This window comes from Anaerophaga thermohalophila str. Valhall, from assembly GCF_000250735.1.
GTDB classification, from domain to species: Bacteria; Bacteroidota; Bacteroidia; order Bacteroidales; family Marinilabiliaceae; genus Anaerophaga; species Anaerophaga thermohalophila_A.
This window is the reverse complement of the sequence record NZ_AHZV01000206.1, coordinates 26,018-45,665: the sequence shown is the minus strand read 5'-3', so window position 1 is coordinate 45,665 and position 19,648 is coordinate 26,018. Positions and strand designations below refer to the sequence as shown.

The 19,648-nt window shown below is 42.2% G+C and carries 15 protein-coding genes; 9 read left to right on the top strand and 6 right to left on the bottom strand.

The window, feature by feature from the left end:
- Positions 1–496: 496 nt before the first annotated feature.
- The 3 genes from OQ5_RS0111050 (at position 497) to OQ5_RS0111040 (ending at position 4,663) form a co-directional block, all read left to right on the top strand.
- The gene (locus OQ5_RS0111050) at positions 497–1,960 is read left to right on the top strand and encodes a lipopolysaccharide biosynthesis protein (protein ID WP_016777556.1); all 1,464 of its coding nucleotides are present in this window, start codon (positions 497–499) and stop codon (positions 1,958–1,960) included.
- A 211-nt stretch (positions 1,961–2,171) separates the two neighbouring features.
- Positions 2,172–3,104 carry an outer membrane beta-barrel protein gene (locus tag OQ5_RS0111045; protein ID WP_016777555.1) on the top strand — a complete coding sequence of 311 codons (933 nt, stop codon included), beginning with the start codon at positions 2,172–2,174 and terminating at the stop codon, positions 3,102–3,104.
- 41 nt (positions 3,105–3,145) lie between these two features.
- Complete coding sequence (locus OQ5_RS0111040) at positions 3,146–4,663, top strand: WG repeat-containing protein (protein WP_016777554.1); 1,518 nt, start codon at positions 3,146–3,148, stop codon at positions 4,661–4,663.
- A gap of 225 nt (positions 4,664–4,888) precedes the next feature.
- Here the strand turns inward: OQ5_RS0111040 and OQ5_RS0111035 are convergent, their stop codons facing one another.
- A complete protein-coding gene (locus OQ5_RS0111035) occupies positions 4,889–6,160 on the bottom strand; it encodes a glucuronyl esterase domain-containing protein (RefSeq protein ID WP_016777553.1) in 1,272 nt (423 codons plus the stop codon).
- A 401-nt stretch (positions 6,161–6,561) separates the two neighbouring features.
- Between OQ5_RS0111035 and OQ5_RS0111030 the strand changes: the two genes are divergently transcribed.
- The 4 genes from OQ5_RS0111030 (at position 6,562) to OQ5_RS0111015 (ending at position 10,030) form a co-directional block, all read left to right on the top strand.
- Positions 6,562–6,930 carry a YccF domain-containing protein gene (locus tag OQ5_RS0111030; RefSeq protein ID WP_016777552.1) on the top strand — a complete coding sequence of 123 codons (369 nt, stop codon included), beginning with the start codon at positions 6,562–6,564 and terminating at the stop codon, positions 6,928–6,930.
- Positions 6,931–6,971: 41 nt separating this feature from the next.
- Positions 6,972–7,952: an adenosine kinase gene (locus OQ5_RS0111025; protein WP_016777551.1), complete on the top strand. Its 981-nt coding sequence runs from the start codon at positions 6,972–6,974 to the stop codon at positions 7,950–7,952.
- A 118-nt stretch (positions 7,953–8,070) separates the two neighbouring features.
- Positions 8,071–9,258 carry a glycine C-acetyltransferase gene (kbl, locus tag OQ5_RS0111020; RefSeq protein ID WP_016777550.1) on the top strand — a complete coding sequence of 396 codons (1,188 nt, stop codon included), beginning with the start codon at positions 8,071–8,073 and terminating at the stop codon, positions 9,256–9,258.
- 199 nt (positions 9,259–9,457) lie between these two features.
- Positions 9,458–10,030 (top strand): YceI family protein, encoded by a 573-nt coding sequence (locus OQ5_RS0111015; RefSeq protein ID WP_016777549.1) that lies wholly within the window; start codon positions 9,458–9,460, stop codon positions 10,028–10,030.
- Between the two features lie 1,066 nt (positions 10,031–11,096).
- Here OQ5_RS0111015 and OQ5_RS0111010 read toward each other — a convergent pair.
- The 5 genes from OQ5_RS0111010 to OQ5_RS0110990 all read right to left on the bottom strand — a co-directional run bounded on the left by OQ5_RS0111010 (position 11,097) and on the right by OQ5_RS0110990 (position 17,188).
- Positions 11,097–12,431, bottom strand: a complete 1,335-nt coding sequence (locus OQ5_RS0111010) for a TolC family protein (protein WP_016777548.1) — start codon at positions 12,429–12,431, stop codon at positions 11,097–11,099.
- Positions 12,432–12,461: 30 nt separating this feature from the next.
- A complete protein-coding gene (locus tag OQ5_RS0111005) occupies positions 12,462–13,544 on the bottom strand; it encodes an efflux RND transporter periplasmic adaptor subunit (RefSeq protein WP_026055245.1) in 1,083 nt (360 codons plus the stop codon).
- 209 nt (positions 13,545–13,753) lie between these two features.
- Positions 13,754–15,034: an ABC transporter permease gene (locus OQ5_RS0111000; protein ID WP_016777546.1), complete on the bottom strand. Its 1,281-nt coding sequence runs from the start codon at positions 15,032–15,034 to the stop codon at positions 13,754–13,756.
- A 59-nt stretch (positions 15,035–15,093) separates the two neighbouring features.
- Positions 15,094–16,284 carry an ABC transporter permease gene (locus tag OQ5_RS0110995; RefSeq protein ID WP_255297501.1) on the bottom strand — a complete coding sequence of 397 codons (1,191 nt, stop codon included), beginning with the start codon at positions 16,282–16,284 and terminating at the stop codon, positions 15,094–15,096.
- Positions 16,285–16,456: 172 nt separating this feature from the next.
- A complete protein-coding gene (locus tag OQ5_RS0110990) occupies positions 16,457–17,188 on the bottom strand; it encodes an ABC transporter ATP-binding protein (protein WP_016777544.1) in 732 nt (243 codons plus the stop codon).
- Between the two features lie 208 nt (positions 17,189–17,396).
- Between OQ5_RS0110990 and OQ5_RS0110980 the strand changes: the two genes are divergently transcribed.
- Together OQ5_RS0110980 and dgt are read left to right on the top strand one after the other, a co-directional pair.
- Positions 17,397–18,125 carry a M48 family metallopeptidase gene (locus OQ5_RS0110980; protein ID WP_016777542.1) on the top strand — a complete coding sequence of 243 codons (729 nt, stop codon included), beginning with the start codon at positions 17,397–17,399 and terminating at the stop codon, positions 18,123–18,125.
- 66 nt (positions 18,126–18,191) lie between these two features.
- Complete coding sequence (gene dgt, locus OQ5_RS0110975; RefSeq protein WP_016777541.1) at positions 18,192–19,598, top strand: dGTP triphosphohydrolase; 1,407 nt, start codon at positions 18,192–18,194, stop codon at positions 19,596–19,598.
- Positions 19,599–19,648 lie beyond the last annotated feature (50 nt).

The following is a 19,648-nucleotide window of genomic DNA, read 5'->3' as shown; positions in this document are numbered from 1 at the left end:
TTATTTCCTGCATCAAATTTGTCTGCGGTTGCTTGCGTTTTTTGATATTTGAACATCTCATGACAAAAACTTATGAATAAAGCAGGGTAAAAATTGAAAGCATAAAGATAACGACAATATTTTGAAACAAAACGCCGTTAAACTTTTACAGATGTCTGGTCATTAATTGTGTAAACAATTGATGAGTGCGGTCTAAAAAGCATCTTTGTTGCCAAACTCTTTGTTGTTTTAAATTTTTGCATCCTTATTAACAGCAGGTTAATTCCTGTACTAAAATTTAAAACGCCTTGATTCTGACAAAAATATGTCTTTTTGTACCACACTCATTGATGACACAAGTCACAAATCTTTTATAATAAAAGCTTTGCATCATTGCGTCTCTTCGTTTAGCTTTTTTTAACGAACTATTTTTGAAAAGCATTTTCAGCAAATAAAACGTATCATATCCTGTTTTATCTGTAGTTTCCTGCTATTTTTGCTGAAAATATCTTAAGCCATGCAAAGCCAGACCCGGTTTATTTTCAGGCAAGGAATTATTTATGGTATTGGCAACATCATTGTCAAGTTGAGCGGTGTTATCCTAATACCGCTTTATCTTCGATATATTGATGAATCGGAATACGGTGTGGTTACCTTGTTCGAAACCATCTTTCAGTTTATCCTTATTTTATCGGGTTGGGGTGTTAAAGGTGGTTTCATGCGGTGGTATCATGATATGGATGGCGACAGGGAAAAGAAAAAACTCTTTTTTACGACATATTCATTCAATTTTATAACCACTTTGCTGACTGTCCTTGTTGTTGGGTTTGTGATTTTCAGGTTTTCAGATGAGGTTTTTCATTATGATTTGTCGCCAACCATCATTCTTTCTTTTATTTCGGCCTCTTTTTTTCGGTTAATGTTTGATATGCCGCATTATTTGCTAAAGATAGAACAAAAGGCCGTTGCGCAGACATGGTGGGTATTTTTGAATGTTGTTCTGCTGATAGGAGCCACCTTTTATTTCCTGGAGGTAAAAAAGATGGGTTTGGAGGGGATTTATCTGGGTCAGCTGGTTGCTCATTCGGTTACTTTTCTGATGTTCATTCCTTTGATGATAAGAAATAGTGTTTTAGGATTTAACAGGCCTGTTCTAAAAGAGATGCTTCATTATGGTCTTCCGCTCGCCGTGAGTAATATTCTTACCACGGTTTTAACACTTAGCGACCGGCACATAATCAATCAGTATCAGAACCTTGGTGAAGTAGCCGGATACGGCATGGCATTTAAGGTATCCAACCTGGTACAAATGGTTATTGTAGCGTCGTTCATCACCGGGTATACCAATTATTATTTCAAAACCATGAACGAACCGGACAGCAGACGTTTTTACGAAAAAATAGTTCGTTATTTCATGGTGGTTATTTCATTTGGCGGGCTTGGAATTGTCTTGTTTTCCCCGGAGATTATCTATGTTGTATCGATGGGGAGTGCGTTTTTCCAGACTTCTGTAGTCATAGTACCGGTATTAATGACAGGAATGATTTTTTCAGGGATGCGTCAGATTTTTACTTTACCGCTGAACAAACACAAACGTACCCGTCGCATTTCATTAATATTGATACTGAGCGCTATCATAAATCTTGTCGGGAATTTTATTTTGGTTCCTTCCATTGGCAAGATGGGAGCTTCTGTTTCTACTCTTATTGCGCAGTTCTTTGCTGTTGCATGGTTTTTTATTGAAGTCAGGAAGACCGAACCTTTCCGTTTTTCACTTCCTTCTAATTTCGCGCTCCTTGTAATTTGGGGTGTGTTGGTTTATACCGGCATGCATCTGCCTCATTGGTCATTTCTCTCCGTGTTGCTCTTAAAAGTTACTTTGTTGCTTTTCTTTGCCGGTGCATTGTTTGTAACCGGTCATATCAACCAGGAAGAATTTACGGAGTTAAAGCGTATCTATAGAAAGGTCAGGGGAAACTAAAATCCCGGACGTCCTCTCTTTTTCCTGGCATGGCAAAATAAGTCATTTCCGTTTGTAACAAATCCGTCTGTTGATTCGTCCCACCATCAAATCAGAGAGCGCCCCTGATTATTTCCGGGTTATTAACCTGATAATAAAGGAAAGATGAAACGAGTCTCGAAAAATCGGTACGAGTTCCATTATGCCAATAACTTAAGTAAATTTTATACGGATGAAAAAGACAATTAAATACGGGGTTTTTCTGTTTGCGGTTTTCCTTATCCTTCCGCCGGAGGTTTATTCCTGCAACGACAGTATTGTTACCAGAACAGGAGAAAAAATAAAAAATATTGTTACTGTGGAGGAGGATGTGCACCGCACCAGGGTCATATTTCCAGGTGGCGGGGTGGAGGTTGACGAGATGAACGATACCATCACTAAAATCACCATCGGACGCAGACGGTATTTGATCATTGAGAAGCCCGGTCATCATACGCGTATTCAGACTGTAAGAATTCCGCGCGAAACATTTAAAGGACACTGGGCGGGTTTCGATCTCGGACTGACCAACTTTTTTTCATCGCCATTGGAAAGCGGGCTTCCTGCTGAAGATTCCTGGCTCGACCTGAATGGCGGCAAATCGGTAGTTGTGGGGATGAATCTTCTTCAGTATAACATCGGGCTACAGAAGGCAAAGAATAACATCGGGCTTGTTACCGGAGTAGGGTGGACCATTAATAATTACAGGTTTGACTCGAAATATGTGCCTGTCAGAGATGATGAAGGGATGACTTCATACATTGAGGCAGAACGGCACATTGAAAAAAGCAAATTGGTGACCAGTTTTGCAACGGTGCCACTACTGTTTGAGTTCCAGCTTCCAACCGGTGGTGATGATCGTGGCTTCTTCTTTTCGGCTGGTGTTTACGGAAGTTTTCGACTGGGTTCGCATACCAAAGTTGTATATAACGACGATGGCGGTCGTGAAAAGGAAAAGAGCAGAGATGATCTGAACCTCAATGCTTTTAAATATGGAGCGATGGTCCGCACCGGCTATAAGTGGATAAAATTATATGCCAAATGTGATCTTACTCCGCTGTTTGAAAAGGATCGGGGTCCGGAAGTTTACCCGTGGACAGTCGGGGTTACTCTTGTTCGGTTTTAGGCATCAGTTAACCGGCGTATTACACTTTAAGAAAAAATAGCATGCGACAGATAATCGTAACAACGGCAATTCTGATTTTGATGGCTTTTGTATCCGAAGTATTTTCCCAGGATCAGAAAGTCGATTCGGTCTTACAGAAATATGACCGATATTGGGAGATGGAACCCGGACTTTACCGGGTGATGGATAACGGAAGGATTGGTGTGGCTGACAGCCGGGGACGTGAGATTGTACCCTGCCGTTACGACCAGGTGTGGACGCCCACTAAAGATAAGTTTATTCGTGTACTTCTGAATATGAAAACCGGGCTGTTCCATTTGGAGAAAGGCATTATTTTACCCGCCGAATACGATCAGATTTGGGATTTTGATGAAGGTATCGCGAAAGTTATGAAAGACCGTAGATTCGGGTTTGCTGATACTGATGGAAGGATGGTTGTTCCCTGCGAATATCAGCATGTATGGGCACCGCATGACGGACTGATAAAAGTGATGAAAGACGGCCTCACGGGTTATCTCAGCACAAACGGTGAAATAATAGTTCCTGTGGTTTATCAGCATATATGGGACTTTGAGGATGGTATGGCTCGTGTCATTCGCGACGGAAAGATGGGATATGTCGACATGGATGGAAACGAAGTAATACCTGCTATATATGACCAGATTTGGCCTTTTGAAGGAGATACGGCGCTGGTGGTTACGGATGGCAACTATTTCAACGTTGACAGGCAGGGTAATATCATCGGAGAGGTAGACAGGAATATGGGTGATGCTATACGACCAGACATTGATTCCACAGTCAGGGACCCTGATAATGAAAAAAGCGGAACACATCCACGTATCCGTATAGAAAAGGACCGTATTGACATCTGGCATGACGGTGAAGGCATACGGGTAGAGAAGGAAAGAAAGAAGCATCATTATTTTAACGGGCATCTTGCAGGGATTGGAATTGCCATGAATGGATATCTGGATTCTGAAGGACGAGAAGAGCTCCCTCCCGGCTACGAGTTCATGGAGTTAAACCAGCAGAAATCAGTGGAAGTGACTATTTACCCATGGCAGGAAAGTGTTCGCTTATTTGGAAGTTGGTTTGGCCTGACTACCGGTTTGGGCGTTCAATATAATAACTACCGGTTCAATATAGAGACTTATGCCGATATTCAGGAGCCCGGCAGGGATTGGTTTCCCGAGTTAAATGAAGAGACATCTGTTTCTAAAAGCAAATTAATGATGCTTCATCTTAATGTTCCGGTTATGGCTGAACTGCAAATCCCTGAAAGACACCGTTCCAACAATCTCTTTATTTCGGGAGGGATTGTCGGCGGAGTGCGATTGCAGTCGCATACAAAATTGGTTTACAATAACGATGAGGGCCGGCAAAAAAAGAAAAAACGTGATGATATGGGACTTCCAACCTTTCGCTATGGAGTTATGGCCAAAGCAGGGTTCGGCAATTTTTCCGTATACGGCACCTATTATCCTGAGCCAATGTTCAAAGAGGGCAAAGGCCCAGAGTTGTATCCCTATTCGGTGGGGATAATGCTGAATTTTGATTAAAAAAATGCCGAAAAAGTCAATCTGATTCATCGACATTTTTGAAAAAACAGCTTAACTATTGCGTGTCTGTAAACTCGCAAAAAATTTTTACAGTATGTGTGTCTGTTCAGAAAGTGTCATTTACAAAGCTTGCAAAGTCCGAAATACGGAATTTACGCATCGTAAATGAGTAATTTTCGGACGAGCATAACACAGTAAATGGCACTTTTCGGACAGAGACACTAACTACAAAACAGGTACTGTCCAGTTAATCCATTTTTCTTCGTTGAAAGTCAGGTTACCATCCGTTTCCATAAAAGATGTATCAATATTTTCTTCGTCAAGGAGGAATTTTCTTATGAATGCTTTTACTGCCGGCTCCTGAGAAGCTGGCAATCTGCAGTGGTCGGGATGCCCTGTTTGTGAAAACCCCATATTATCCGGTACGCCAAGGGCTTCATAAATTTTATGAGCAGCATTTCCGGCAGTCCACGTACTTAAATTTCCCAGCCATTCCATGGCAGTATTCTCGATAATCAGTAATCCGCGCGGGGCACAAAGGGCCATTATGGAATGTTGGTCAAACGGAACTTTATCAACAGAGGTGCTGAATTGGCTGAAATTTTCGCGGAACCAGCAGTTTTCAGTAACTATCTGCCTGAGTCTCTGAACGCAGGAACCCTGAAAGTCAGAGACCCGCCAACTTGCTGCTCCACCGGAGCCGGATTCCTGTGGAATTGTAAGGTCAATGCGTTCATCGAAAGCGCCGGCAGCCAAAGCGCCTTTGCCGTTCCTTGAGCATCCGGTAACAGCCAGATGCTTGGCATCTATCCTGGCTTCCGGTGTTTTTTCAATGGCGTCAATCAGACGACTTACTCCCCATGACCAGGCAATAATGGCTCCGGCAGAATGGCTGCTGCCATACAGATCATAAAACTTACCGGTTCCTCTTGATTCTGCATTTTTTTGAACGGCGATATTATCGTTGGGGAAACTAATAACTGCGACGCCAAGGTCAAGGGCTATGTCTTGCAGAGAGGATGGCCACATGCCATAAACAATGAGTGCCGGATAAGGCGACTGGCCTTTGCCGGGATAAGTTATTGAACAGTCGAATGATATCGACCTGCCATTTTCGTTCACAGTCACGGTGAGGGTTTTCCCATTTATAGAACCCGAGGTTGCATCATAGTCAATATGCGGTTTGCATCCATACTGGAATTCCTGCGCAAGCGCCGAAATTTCGGCCCGGCGACTTTGCCAGTCGGCTTTGTTTGTCACTTTTGAGCCATTCATGAATTCAAAAGGGTCGGGCAAATACGGGTTTTCCGGTAGCTCTTCGAAAGTTGGTATTTCCGCGATATTAAATCGTTCTTTGTCACGGGAATTATTCTCCCTGGCAGGAGCACAGGGATTGTCGCTTTGGATGTTTTCTTTTTCCTGATACTCGAGGCTGGTGTAAGCGAAAAGTATTTGTACCAGCAATAAGAAAACCGACACTGTATAGCTTTTTCTCATTTGTTAAGGATTTTGAGTTGAAACAAGTCCTGATTATCCGGGACGAGTTCCATCTGACTTTAATAAAATATAAGAATGATATACAAGAAGATGCTTACGAAATTATTGATTTCTAAAAAGTTTCTTGTGGAATTTTTTATGAAAAAGGGGTATTAAAATTTTTTGTCCGTTAAATTCCAAAGTAGGTTGTAAAACGGTTGTTTGTTTTCCTGTATAGTAACCATTTATCTTAAAATCAGTTGGCTATTAATAAATGCGTGTTTGTGTTAAGGTTCAGATTTTTAGCATTATAGGATTCATCTTACATCTAAACATCTAATATCTAAAAAATCTAAAGGCCTATTGCAATGTGTTGTATCAATATTTGTATTACTTTTATATTCTGTATAAAATAAGGAACAATGTCCATATTAGGAAATCTTATCTGGCTGATATTCGGTGGACTCATAACTGCCATTGAGTATTTCATTTCGAGTATTTTTTTGATGATAACCATTATAGGTATTCCTTTCGGTCTTCAGACGCTTAAACTCGGTCTTCTTGCGCTTTGGCCTTTTAGTCAGAGAGTAGTGCCTTCTCCCTCAAACGGAGGTTGCCTGAATACCGTTATGAACATTATCTGGATTTTGTTTGGCGGGATTTGGATTGCCGCGACACATCTCATTTTTGGTCTTCTTCTGGCCATCACTATTATTGGTATCCCTTTCGCCAGGCAGCATTTCAAACTGGCCGGTCTTGCCTTAACGCCTTTCGGGTACGAAGTTGTATAAAAATTCCCATCTTTGAATCTTCAAAAAGAAAAGAATGGCGTATGAGTAAGGTTATCGGCATGGGCAATGCCCTTGTAGATGTTTTAACAAGACTTCAGGATGATACTGTTCTGTCTGAGTTGAAGTTTCCCAAAGGCTCTATGCAATTAGTGAATAGCGAAGATGTGGGTCGTGTTTTACTGGCGACACGTCATTTTCCAAGGAGTCAGGCCTCGGGGGGATCCGCTGCAAATACCATTCACGGTCTGGCAGGTTTGGGCATTCAGACGGCTTTTTTAGGGAAAATAGGGAGAGATGAATGGGGTGATTTTTTTCGCTCCGATCTTGAAAAGAGAAATATTAAACCATTTCTTTTAGAAGGGACCCAGGAATCGGGGCGTGCTTTTGCATTGATTAGCCCCGACTCGGAGCGTACCTTTGCCACCTATCTCGGAGCTGCTGTTGAGCTTGAACATCACGATGTGGGCAATGATTTGTTTGATGACTACAACATTCTTCATATCGAGGGGTATCTTGTACAAAACAGGACTTTGATCCGCCGTGCTCTTCAATTGGCGAAGTCACGGGGACTTCAGGTTTCACTTGATCTGGCCAGTTTTAATGTGGTTGAAGAAAATCTTGATTTCCTTCACGAGATGGTCGAAAACTATGTTGACATACTTTTTGCCAATGAAGAAGAAGCAAAAACCTTTACCGGGCTGGCTGAGGAAGATGCTCTGCATAAAATCTCAGAGTTTTGCCAATATACTGTCCTGAAACTTGGTGAGCGCGGCTCTTTAATAAAAAATGGTGATCAGATAATAAAAGTTTCAGCGATTAAAGCCAATAGTCTGGATACCACGGGTGCAGGTGACCTTTATGCTGCCGGTTTTTTGTTCGGACTGATTCACGGTCTGCCAATGGAAAAATGCGGTCAAATAGGTTCTCTTCTGGCCGGGAAAGTAATTGAAGTGATCGGCCCCAAGCTTGACGATGACACCTGGGAAGAGATTAAAAGACTGGTGATGCGACTGATCAATTAGGGAAACGAGCATGACAGGGTTTGTCACATACGAATATTTCTCCCGCATGCATCTTTTATCATTTTTTTATAATCCGTTGTCATTTAACTTTGTCTGAAACCATCAAAAAACACTGCTTATGTACGGTAAATATAAAGCGCATCTGCAAAAAGAACTGGACAATATTCGTGAATCGGGGTTGTATAAAAATGAGCGGGTTATCACCACCCCTCAGGGAGCAGAAATAGAGGTCTCTACCGGAAAGAAAGTACTCAATTTCTGTGCAAATAATTATTTGGGACTTTCCTCACACCCGAGGGTTATTGAGGCATCCCATAAGGCGTTAAACTCACGGGGTTATGGGATGTCTTCGGTTCGGTTTATATGTGGGACGCAGGATATTCACAAAGAACTGGAGGAAAAAATTGCCCGCTTTTTTGGTATGGAAGATGCTATTTTGTATGCCGCCTGTTTCGATGCCAACGGGGGCGTGTTTGAGCCTTTGTTTACCGATGAGGACGCCATAATTTCCGATGAGTTGAACCATGCCAGTATTATTGACGGGGTAAGGCTTTGCAAGGCAGCACGTTATCGGTACAAACATGCGAACATGGATGATTTGGAAACTCAGCTTAAGAAATCGCAGGCGCAGCGTTTCCGTATTATTGTTACTGATGGTGTATTCTCAATGGACGGAGATATTGCCCCGTTGGATAAAATATGCGATCTGGCCGAACGTTACGATGCCATGGTGATGGTCGACGACAGTCATGCTTCTGGCTTTATCGGAGAAACAGGACGCGGCACTCATGAGTATCATAACGTAATGGACCAGGTAGATATCATTACCGGAACGCTTGGAAAAGCGCTTGGCGGTGCCATGGGGGGTTTTACCACCGGAAAAAAGGAAATCATTGAACTGCTTCGGCAGCGGTCACGTCCGTACCTTTTCAGTAATTCATTGGCACCGGCCATCGTCGGAGCTGCTTCCGAAGTATTTGATATGCTTAGCGAATCGACCGGACTTCGCGATAAGTTGATGGATAATGCCGACTATTTCAAGCGTAAAATTTCGGACGCCGGCTTTGATATTAAGCCAACCAACTCAGCCATTGTGGCACTGATGCTTTACGATGCTAAATTGTCGCAAGAGTTTGCTGCCCGACTTCTGGATGAAGGCATTTATGTAACAGGGTTTTATTATCCTGTAGTACCCAAAGGGCAGGCCAGAATCCGTATCCAACTCTCTGCTGCCCATGAGAAAGAACATCTCGATAAAGCGATTGATGCTTTTGCGAAAATCGGGAAAGAATTGGGAGTTATCTGATAGGGGTAATAAAACCATATTAGACATATAAGGTTGTTTATACCCCGAATAGGTGCCGGGGATTCTTCGCAAAGTAAAACAACATTGCTGATTGCCACTCAATAAAAGAATAACGGATGTTCATCGCTAAATTTATTTTCAAAACATTTTCCTGGTAAGGTTGTTTCTTATCTAAAACCAATTTAAATAAGGAACAACGATGAAAAAATTTTTGACATTGATATTGGCTGCAGGGTTGTTGGTAACAACTCCGGCCATTTACGGGCAGAAGAGCGAAATGAAGGTGTCCGACAGTAAAATTGTCTGGACAGGTAAAAAAGTAGGCGGCTCACACACGGGTCACATAAAATTGTTGTCGGGATACCTTGAAAAGTCGGGAGAAGCTTTTGTTGACGGGAAGTTTGTTGCCGACATGACCAGCATCAGTAATACCGATATTGACGATAGCGACACTCGTGCCAAGCTGGTAGGTCACCTGAAATCGGATGATTTCTTCAGTGTTGATGAATATCCGAATGCAACCCTTGTGATTGAAAAAGGTGAAAAATTAGCGGACAACACCTATAAATTCACCGGGAAATTGACCATCAAGGGTAATACCAACCCTGTAAGTTTTGAAGCCCGTGCTGACGGAGAAACGTTTAAAGGTAAACTCACTGTTGACAGAGCCAAATACAATGTGCGTTACGGTTCGGGTTCGTTTTTCGACAATCTTGGCGATAATTTGATTTACGATGATTTTGATCTGGATTTTGAAGTAACGTTTGAATAAAACCGGTCGAAAAATCATTAGTCCGTTATAGAAAGTCTAAACGCAGAGACGCTATGACGCAAAGCTTTTAACCTGCTTTATTCATAAGTTTTCGTCATGAGATGTTCAAATATCAAAAAACGTAAGCAACCGCAGACAAATTTGGTGCAGGAAATAGTGAACTATTTTCAAATCAAATTTGATGAGGACGCTTGTGTTTTGCCGATAGTTGAGCATCGTAATAGATAATTTATGAATAATGCAGGTTAATATAAGACCTGGTTTTTGCATAAGGTTATATATTTAATGTCTGTCCATAAAGTACCACTTGCTGTGTTACGCTCGCCGCCAAAATCCTTATTTACGAAAAGTAAACTTCGGTTTTGGCGGCTTCGCAAGCCTTGCAACTGGTACTTTCTGAAAAGACACACATATTGTAAAAATTTTTGCGTGTTTATCGACAGGTACTATTTAGGGCTTGCTGAATAGCACTTAAATAATTAATAATAAATTAGGTAATACCCTTATTTTAGTGGTTAAATATTTATTATACAAAAACACTGTTTAACATAGTTGTAAATGTGGTTTAAATATTGCTTTTTTTGATTGATGCAACTAATACTGCTGCTCTATTTTATTCGCTGTACAAGAGCATACTTTTCATGAGAGGGAAAAGAACTGCTTAATAATTTATAAATATCCTTTACCGACTCATTTAAAAGCTTATAAATTTGTAAAAAGTAAAACACAACATATAAACTATGTTAAACTATATCTCAACTACATATAAACAAATTGTGAGTTATCATTAAATTTGTGGTAGAACCATAAATTATTTACATCGCATAGTTACATTTAAGGTGCAAGGTTTTTCATGCAAATTTAACGGGCAATAGTGAAAAAATTATAGAAAATCAAAATAAGTCAGGGCTTCACTGGAAGAGAAGCCCTGACTTTATTTGCATCATTTTCAATATACTCTTTGCATCTTTCAGTATCCGAATCGTTAGCGATGTCTTACTTTGTGCTTAGATTATTTAACACAATTGACTAACCACTACTGGTGATTGACTATTCCACTTTAATTTTAATCCAACGCCAGCTCTTCTCCCATGTAAAAATCGAGAATCTTTGTGCGCAGTACGTATTCGTATTTCGATTGCAGAAAATCCGACTGTGCTTTCAGGTAATCAGCCCGTGCTACACTGTAATCGACCGGACTGACGAGTCCAACAGCATATTTTTTTTCAGTGTATCTGAGCGACTCTTCATAAGCCAGTACCGCTGTTCTTGCCGATTGAAATTTTTGGAAAGCCGCCTCGGCATCGGCGTAAGCCTGTTGGATTTCTTTACGAAGCGTTTGCTTTTCCCGTTGCAGATCGAGTTGAGCACTTCTGATTCCGAGCTTAGCATTTTTTACGCCGGTTCGTGCTGAAAGGTTGTTAAAGACCGGAATTCGCAAAGTTAATCCCACATATTGAGTGGCATTGTCGCGAAACCGTTGTCCGAAATCAAAGTCAACACTATTTTTCGATTTGGAAACATTGGTGCTCCAACCGGCATCGAAATAAAGCGAAGGATAGAGATTCCCTTTGGCTACTTTCAGAGCGTATTCACTGCTTTCGAGATTGTATTCATAGGCCTCAATACGTGGCATAATTTCAACGGCAGTATTGAATAGTTCCGGAGGTGTTATCAATTTTTGTTGTTCTAATTCAGGAATCTCCGGAGCCACTATGTCAAAGTCTTCCGGGTCTTCCATATCCAGGGCCTGAGCAAGGTCCAGTAAAGACAGGTTCAGGTTGTTTTCCATCTGGGTCACTTCCATCGCTTCTCTTGCCGCTTGCGATTTAATTTCCAGAAGGTTTCCTTCGGCCACGCGTCCGGCTTCGACCAGCTTTTGGGTATTTTTTACCTGTTCCTCTGCAACCTTGTATTGTTCGCGGGCTACCTCGAGGAGTTCCTTATCAAACAATACCCTGAGGTAGTAGGCTGTAATATTAATAGCCAGATCGTTTTTGGCAGCTTCAAGTTCACTTTGGGACATACGCCAATTGGCTTCACTTTGTTTTTCTTCGTTTCGCAGAGCAAAACCCTGAAAAAGAGGGACAGATGTTCCGAAAGAAAAACGACCAAATTGCGTGGTCTGATCAACGTACTCATACGTTGTTTCGTCGGGAACTCGTCCAAAACTCAGCTGATAACCAACATTGCCATTGAGTGTGGGAAATTTATCGAGTTTTTTCTGCTGATAATTATTGTTTTGATATTGCGTGTTCAAATCCTGTTGCTGTATTGAGATATTGTTCTCTTTAGCATATTCGATACACTCTGTCAGTGTCCATTTTTTTGTCTCCTGGGCCGAAACACCCAAGGAAAAAAGTGGCAAAAAGAGCAGTATGATCAGTTTCTTGTTTCTCATTGTTATATATTTGTGGTGTTTTTAATCGAATCAGGATTGCGGCACTTTAATTTTGTCTTCCTCAGTGAGTCCTTCTTTAACTTCGATATTGATGCCGTCGGACAGACCTGTTTTGATCAGACGCTTTTCGAACACCTGGGGCTCCGTCATTACTTCGACAAAAGTTGAGTCCTCTTTAAATGTGATCAATTTTTCTTTAATGGCCAGCACGCTGTCACGACGGTCGAGAACAATATCTGCAGTGGCACTGTATCCGGCACGTATAAAGCTGCCTTCCTGAAGTTCTACAGCCGCCTTTATTTCAAATTGGATTGCTCCGTTTTCTTCAACCCCTTTAGGAGAAATAAATTCAAGATTGGCCTTAAACTCTTCTTGATCAAGGGCACCAATGGTCAGTAACAATTGCATGCCTTCTTTTATTTTTCCGACTTCTGTTTCATCGACCATCCCTTCGAAAACCATTTCGCCCATGTCGGCAACAATGGCTACGGTAGTTCCGTCGTTAAAAGTGTTACTTTTGATCACGGAATTTCCGACTTCTACCGGTACATCCAGAACCATTCCTGTTGTGGTGGAACGGATCAGAGTGTTTGTTTGAGCACCTGCTTTCTTTATTACGCCTTCTTTTATGAGTTCCAGGTTGTTTTCGGCTGATTCCAGGTCCTGCCGGTATGTTTCAAAAGTCAGTTTATCTGACAAATACTGTGACTCCGGGATTACTTTGTTTTGATACAGTTCTTTGGATTTTTCGAATTCAATTTTTGCGTTTTCGTAAGCAAGTCGCGCTTTTTCCAACCTTGTTTCGGCTTCGTTGACCTGTATCATTTCGGGAATAATCTGAATTTTTGCGATCAGGTCGCCTTCCTTAACCTCATCACCCGGTTGTACATAGATTTCATTGATAATTCCGGATTCCTGCGGCTTAATTTGAATTTCTTTTCGAGGAACAATTGAACCGGTAGCAACCGTTTTTTTGATAATATTGGTTACTTCGGGTTGCTCGGTTTCGAAAACAACGGGCGACTTTTTGGTTTGTTTGTAAAGGTAAAAGAATACCCAGCCAACAAGGGCTATTAAAACAACCACCATTGAAATTTTGAGAAACTTTTTCATTAGTATATAATTTACTTAAGTTAACGGTCTAATGGAACTCGTCCCGATTTTTCGGAACTCGTTTCATCAGTAAAAATTTAGTCTAAGTTTATTGATCTAATTATTCTCCACTTCCAGGGGTAATGATCACCGGAAGGAGAATTCTTACTTTTTTCCATGCTCTCTGCCCCATGCTCCTGTCTGTTTCTTACATCAAATAATCCAACAAGCTATTCATGATGCAGCGCTTCTATCGGTTTAATTCTTACGGCTTTCATTGCCGGAATCAGTCCTGCAAGAAAACCAACAATCACCAATATAATTACAGAAGCAATGGCCATCGGCAGCCCTATTTCGGGGTTCATGAAGAACGACTGTTCATCGGGTGGCGCCTGGGCGCGAGCTGCTTCCAGTGCCACATCGGTGAGATGCAAAACCAGAGTACCCATGGCCAGCCCCAAAAATCCGGCAACGGTGGTCAGAAACACCGATTCTGATAATATCTGGCCTATCACGATTGCAGGACGGGCACCGATGGCCCTTTGAATGCCAATTTCTTTTGTTCGTTCCCTTACGATAACCAGCATAATGTTACTTACACCTACTGCACCGGCTATGAGGGTTCCGATACCCACTACCCAGATAAGGATGTTGATGCCCAGAAATGTGTATTCAATGGTTTGCAATTCACTCTGGACATTGAAACCACCAATCGCCTGGTCATCTTCCGGAGAAATTTTGTGATGTTTTCTAATGATGGGCTTAATCCTGTCAACAATTGATTGGACATTGACGCCCGGTTTCGCTGTAAACCCGAAAAAGTGTACCTCATCACCATAATTGAATGTTTGTTGCATGGTGGTGAATGGCAGATAAATGGTTTCTTTCTTATTACTGCCGATGTTAATGTTGGGGTTGTTCGATTTGAAAACACCTACCACCATAAAATAAACACCATTTACACGAAGGTATTTTCCGACCGGGTCTTCGCCTTCATTGAACATTACTTCGTACACTTTTTCACCGATGATGCACACTTTTCGCTTCAATTCAATGTCTTCTTTATTGATGTATCGACCATAAGGCATGGTACAAGGGTCAATATTACGATATTGCGGATAATCGCCCATAACATTGAAAGCAGCGGCTTTTTCACCTCTTACTACATTTTGACCTTCACGGAGATTCCATCCTTGCAATCTGGGAGACAACACATCAATTTCAGGAATTTCATCAACGATGGCTTCCATATCGGCATTGTTCAGGCTCCACCAACGGCCGCGGTCGTATCCTTCGTAAGCTACAGTTGTTCTGTTGGCCCACAAAAAGGCACTATTGGTGGCAAAGTCTTTAAAGCCGTGGGTGATGCCGTTTACCAGGGCATTCCCGGAGCCGGTCATTACCACGAGCATAAAGATGGCCCAGAAGACGCCGAAAGCAGTCAGTATGCTCCGGAATTTATTTTGTTTTATGGCATTAAGTATTTCCTGCCAGCGATCTCTGTCAAACACGGTTCTTGGTTTTTAAGTTTCTGTTTCTCAGTTTTTACGAGGTCAATCATCAACACATATTATTCGTCGTGCAGGGCTTCAATGGGTTTTATTCCCGCTGCTTTTCTGGCGGGAACAAAACCTGCTATCAGACCGGCTACTATCAGCACAACCAGAGCGGAGACTACTACCGAAACATTGGCTGTCGGGTTATAGAAAATATTTTCCACGTTGGGTGAATTTTCAGCTACTGTCTGCAGAACCATTGATACTGCAGATAAAAGCCCCATGCCAAAAACAAGCCCCAGGAAGCCGGATACGGATGTAATGAATACCGATTCGGAGAGAACCAGACGAATAACCGACCATGGTGTTGCTCCTATCGCTTTGCGAATTCCGATTTCTTTAGTTCGCTCTTTTACCAGAATGATCATAATGTTACTAACTCCTACAATTCCGGCGATGATGGTCATTATACCGATAACCCAGACAAACAGGCGAATGCCACTGAAGACACCTTGTGCCTGCTTAAAATGCTCCAGCGTGTTCCAGATACCTATGGCCTGTTTGTCGTCGGGAGCCACTCTGTGCCTTTTCATCAATGTTGTGCGCACAGCTTCTTCAATTCTTTTGTTCTCTGCAACCGTTAGTGCATTGGTCGATATGGCAAGTTCACTCAGCTGGTTGCTGCCATTAAACACTCTTTGTGCTGTATTGACCGGGATATAAATTTTTTCGTCGTCTCTTCTTTCAGGGTTTTCGAAGATACCGACAACCATAAAAGGCACCTTGCTTATGCGGATATATTTCCCGATTGGGTCTTCATCCCTGAACAAGGCCTTTTTGACCGGAAGCGACAATATGGCCACCTTTCGGTGTTCGTTCATATCCATCTGGTTAAGGTAGCGTCCCTGCAACATGTCAACAATCTGAATGTGTTGGAATTCGGGGCGTACCCCTTCAAGATCGTAATCTCCGTATTGATCCTTGTAAGTCACCGTTCCGCTTCCCCAAAGCCTAAACCTCCCTGAGATATTAGAGATATCGTCATAGAACATATTGACCAGATGATTGTAATCTTCATTGGTAAACTGTATTCTTCGTCCTGCCTGGAGTCCTTCATAAGACACCTGAGTCTGACGGCTCCATATCCACAAGGCATTCTTTGCGGTTCCCCTGAAATTGTTTTCCATACCGTGCTGGAGACCATTCCCTGAACCAAGCAGAAGAATCAGCATAAATATTCCCCAAGCCACACTGAATCCGGTCATGATGGCCCGCAACTTATTTTGCTTCAGGGTCGAAAATATTTCTTGCAGGGAGTTAAACATAGTATTGATTGTATTTGTACGTTAAATTCTTTTGCACCAGATCAACAGATCGAATTATCCGTTATTGCACCATTCTTGTAGCGGTTACAAGAACAACATCAGCATTTTGATACTAACTGTTTGTGAATATTTCTTTATTGACCGGTTGGAAATTACCATTGGTTTTGTTTTCGCCGATGATGCCGTCGCGCAGACGAATGATTCGTTGTGTTCTATGGGCAATATCATTCTCGTGGGTTACAATAATGACCGTAATGCCCATCTGGTTGACTTCCTGAAGAATGTCCATCACCTCGAACGAAGTCTGCGAGTCCAAAGCGCCGGTGGGTTCATCGGCAAGGATCACTTTTGGTTTAGAGATAAGGGCCCTGGCAATGGCAATACGTTGTTTTTGCCCGCCCGACAGTTCTGCCGGGAGATGATTTGCCCACTCTTTAAGCCCCAGCCGGTCGAGATATTCCAGAGCCATCTGATTTCGCTTTTTCCGGCTTATATTCTTGTAGTAAAGCGGCAGTGCCACATTTTCCATGGCATTTTTGAATGAAATCAGGTTGAATGACTGGAAAATAAAACCAATATAATTGTTCCGAAACCGTGCCGCTTTTGTTTCATTCATCTTTTCTATCCTGATATTATCGAGATAATAATTACCGCGATCGTGCGAATCCAGGATTCCCAAAATGTTGAGTAGTGTAGATTTTCCTGACCCGGAAGAACCCATAATACTGACCATTTCGCCGGCCTTAATATCCAGATCAATGCCTTTCAGTACGTGAAGGGCATTATTCCCCATTTTGTACGATTTGTGCAGGCCTTCAACTTTAATAATGCTATTATTGCTCATGGTACCTGGTTTTGTTTTATTATGTGGTTTTGCATTTGCTGTTCCATCAATTGATTTGCCAAAGTTGTTAAGTTATTGATATAAAAATTATTAGGGTGTTTTTGTAAATAAGGCATGTATTTTAAAACTGTCTGATTTTGACACAACACATGTTCGATATCGAACAGATTTTATACTGATAAAAAGAATTCTTTAACTTTGCCGTAAGATGCCGGTAAAAACTTCATTGATTCATATCGAAGGAATTGGTCCTGTACTTTTTAAATCGGATCGTCGTTGCAAACGGCTTTCCATCAGGATAAAACCGTTTGAGGGTGTAATGGTGATGTTCCCGCCCGGATACTCGCCCAGGAAAGCACTTGCTTTTGTTGAAGAGAAGAAATCGTGGATACGAGAGAACAAAGCCCGAATAGAAGAACATGAAAACGCTGTTACCATTTTCGATGAAACGACCAACTTCCGAACACGAAGTTTTCAGCTTAAAATAGAAAAAGCACCCAGGGATGATATCAGGTTGACATTGAATTCCGGAATACTGAAGGTTCTTTATCCACAGCATATCAACGTTGCCGATGCACCGGTTCAGAATGCCATCAGACATGGCATTGAGGAAGCCATGCGAATTGAAGCCAAGATGGTTTTACCCCCAAAAGTCAGGACTTTTGCCCGGCAAAATAATTTTAAAATCAATAAAGTTTTTATCAAGAATATGAAATCCAGGTGGGGAAGTTGTTCTTCAGTAAACAATATTAATTTGAACCTGCATCTGATGAGATTGCCTGAACACCTTGTCGACTATGTTGTTTTGCACGAACTTTGCCATACGGTTGAGAAAAACCACGGTCCCGGTTTCTGGCATCTTCTGAACAAAGTGACAGGGGAAAAAGCGAAAAAACTTGCTGCCGAGATGAGACAATATCGCACCACTCTCTATTGAAAGCTATACTCAGTAATCAGTTAAAAAAACCTAAACGCCGAGACGCAATGACGCAAAGTTTTTATTATGAGAGAGTTGTGGTTTGCGTCATTGATTGTGCAAACCATTAATTATCACACATCTGTAAAGCATAACGGAGTATTGATGAACTGGAAAAAACTTCTTTCTACAAACCGAACCGGTCAGGCAACAAGGGTTCAGCATCATGACCGGACACAATTTCAGCGGGATTACGATCGTCTCATTTTTTCGTCTCCTTTTAGACGGATGCAGGACAAAACCCAGGTGTTTCCGCTGCCGGGCAGTGTTTTTGTTCACAACCGGTTGACTCACAGTTTGGAAGTAGCCAGTGTAGGCCGTTCACTTGGCAGTAATATAGCCCGTTTCCTGAATGAAGGTTACGGTGAGGAGCTCCCCCTTGCCGATGAACTGGGGTCGGTGGTGGCTGCTGCCTGTCTGGCCCATGACATGGGGAATCCTCCCTTCGGGCATTCGGGCGAAAAGGCCATTTCAGATTATTTTAGATATGGAAAGGGACAATACCTGAAGGATATGGTGGACTCACCCGAAATTTGGAATGATTTTATCGATTTCGAAGGAAATGCCAACGCCTTGCGGGTGCTGACCCACAAATTTAAAGGGCGAAGGAGCGGAGGATTTGCCCTTACTTATACCACGGTTGCATCCATCGTAAAATATCCGTATGCCTCCGGACGCAATGACTTAAAAAAGTATGGTTTCTTCCAGTCGGAAAAAGAAATGTTTTTGAATATTGCTTCGGAGCTGGGGCTAAAAGAAGTCAGAGCAGGTGTTTTTGCACGTCACCCTTTGGTCTACCTGGTGGAGGCAGCAGACGACATTTGCTATCAGATAATGGATATCGAAGATGCCCATAAACTTGGGATTCTTTCCACGGAAGAAACCCGGGGCCTGTTAATGGCATTTTATGATCCGGTGGAGGATAAATCTCACTTGAAACGAATAAAAGAAGTAAGCAAAGAAGTGACCGACACCAATGAACAAATAGCTTATCTTCGTGCCGGTGTTATCGGGAAGCTGGTAGATGCCTGCACCAGGATATTCAGGGAACATCACGATGAAATACTTAACGGGACTTTTACCGGGGCCCTGACTGAGCACCTGGGGTCTCCTGTTTACGACGCAATGAAGGAATGCTCAAAAGTCGGATTTGAAAAAATTTACAAACATCCCTCTGTCGTGGAGATCGAAATTGCCGGTTTCAAGATATTGGGAACGCTCCTGGATGAATTCATTCATGCCGTGCTTAATCCGCAATATTACTATTCGGGGTTGTTGCTGCCTTTCATTCCCGAACAATACAGAGTTCCCGACTCAGCCCCGGTACATCAGCGCATCCAAACAGTAATTGATTTTATTTCAGGTATGACCGATGTTTATGCGCTCGATCTTTTCAGGAAAATTGGTGGCACTCGCCTTGGCGGCAAAAATTAATATACTGATGAAACAAGTCCTGATTACTCTGGATGAGTTCCATTAGGCCC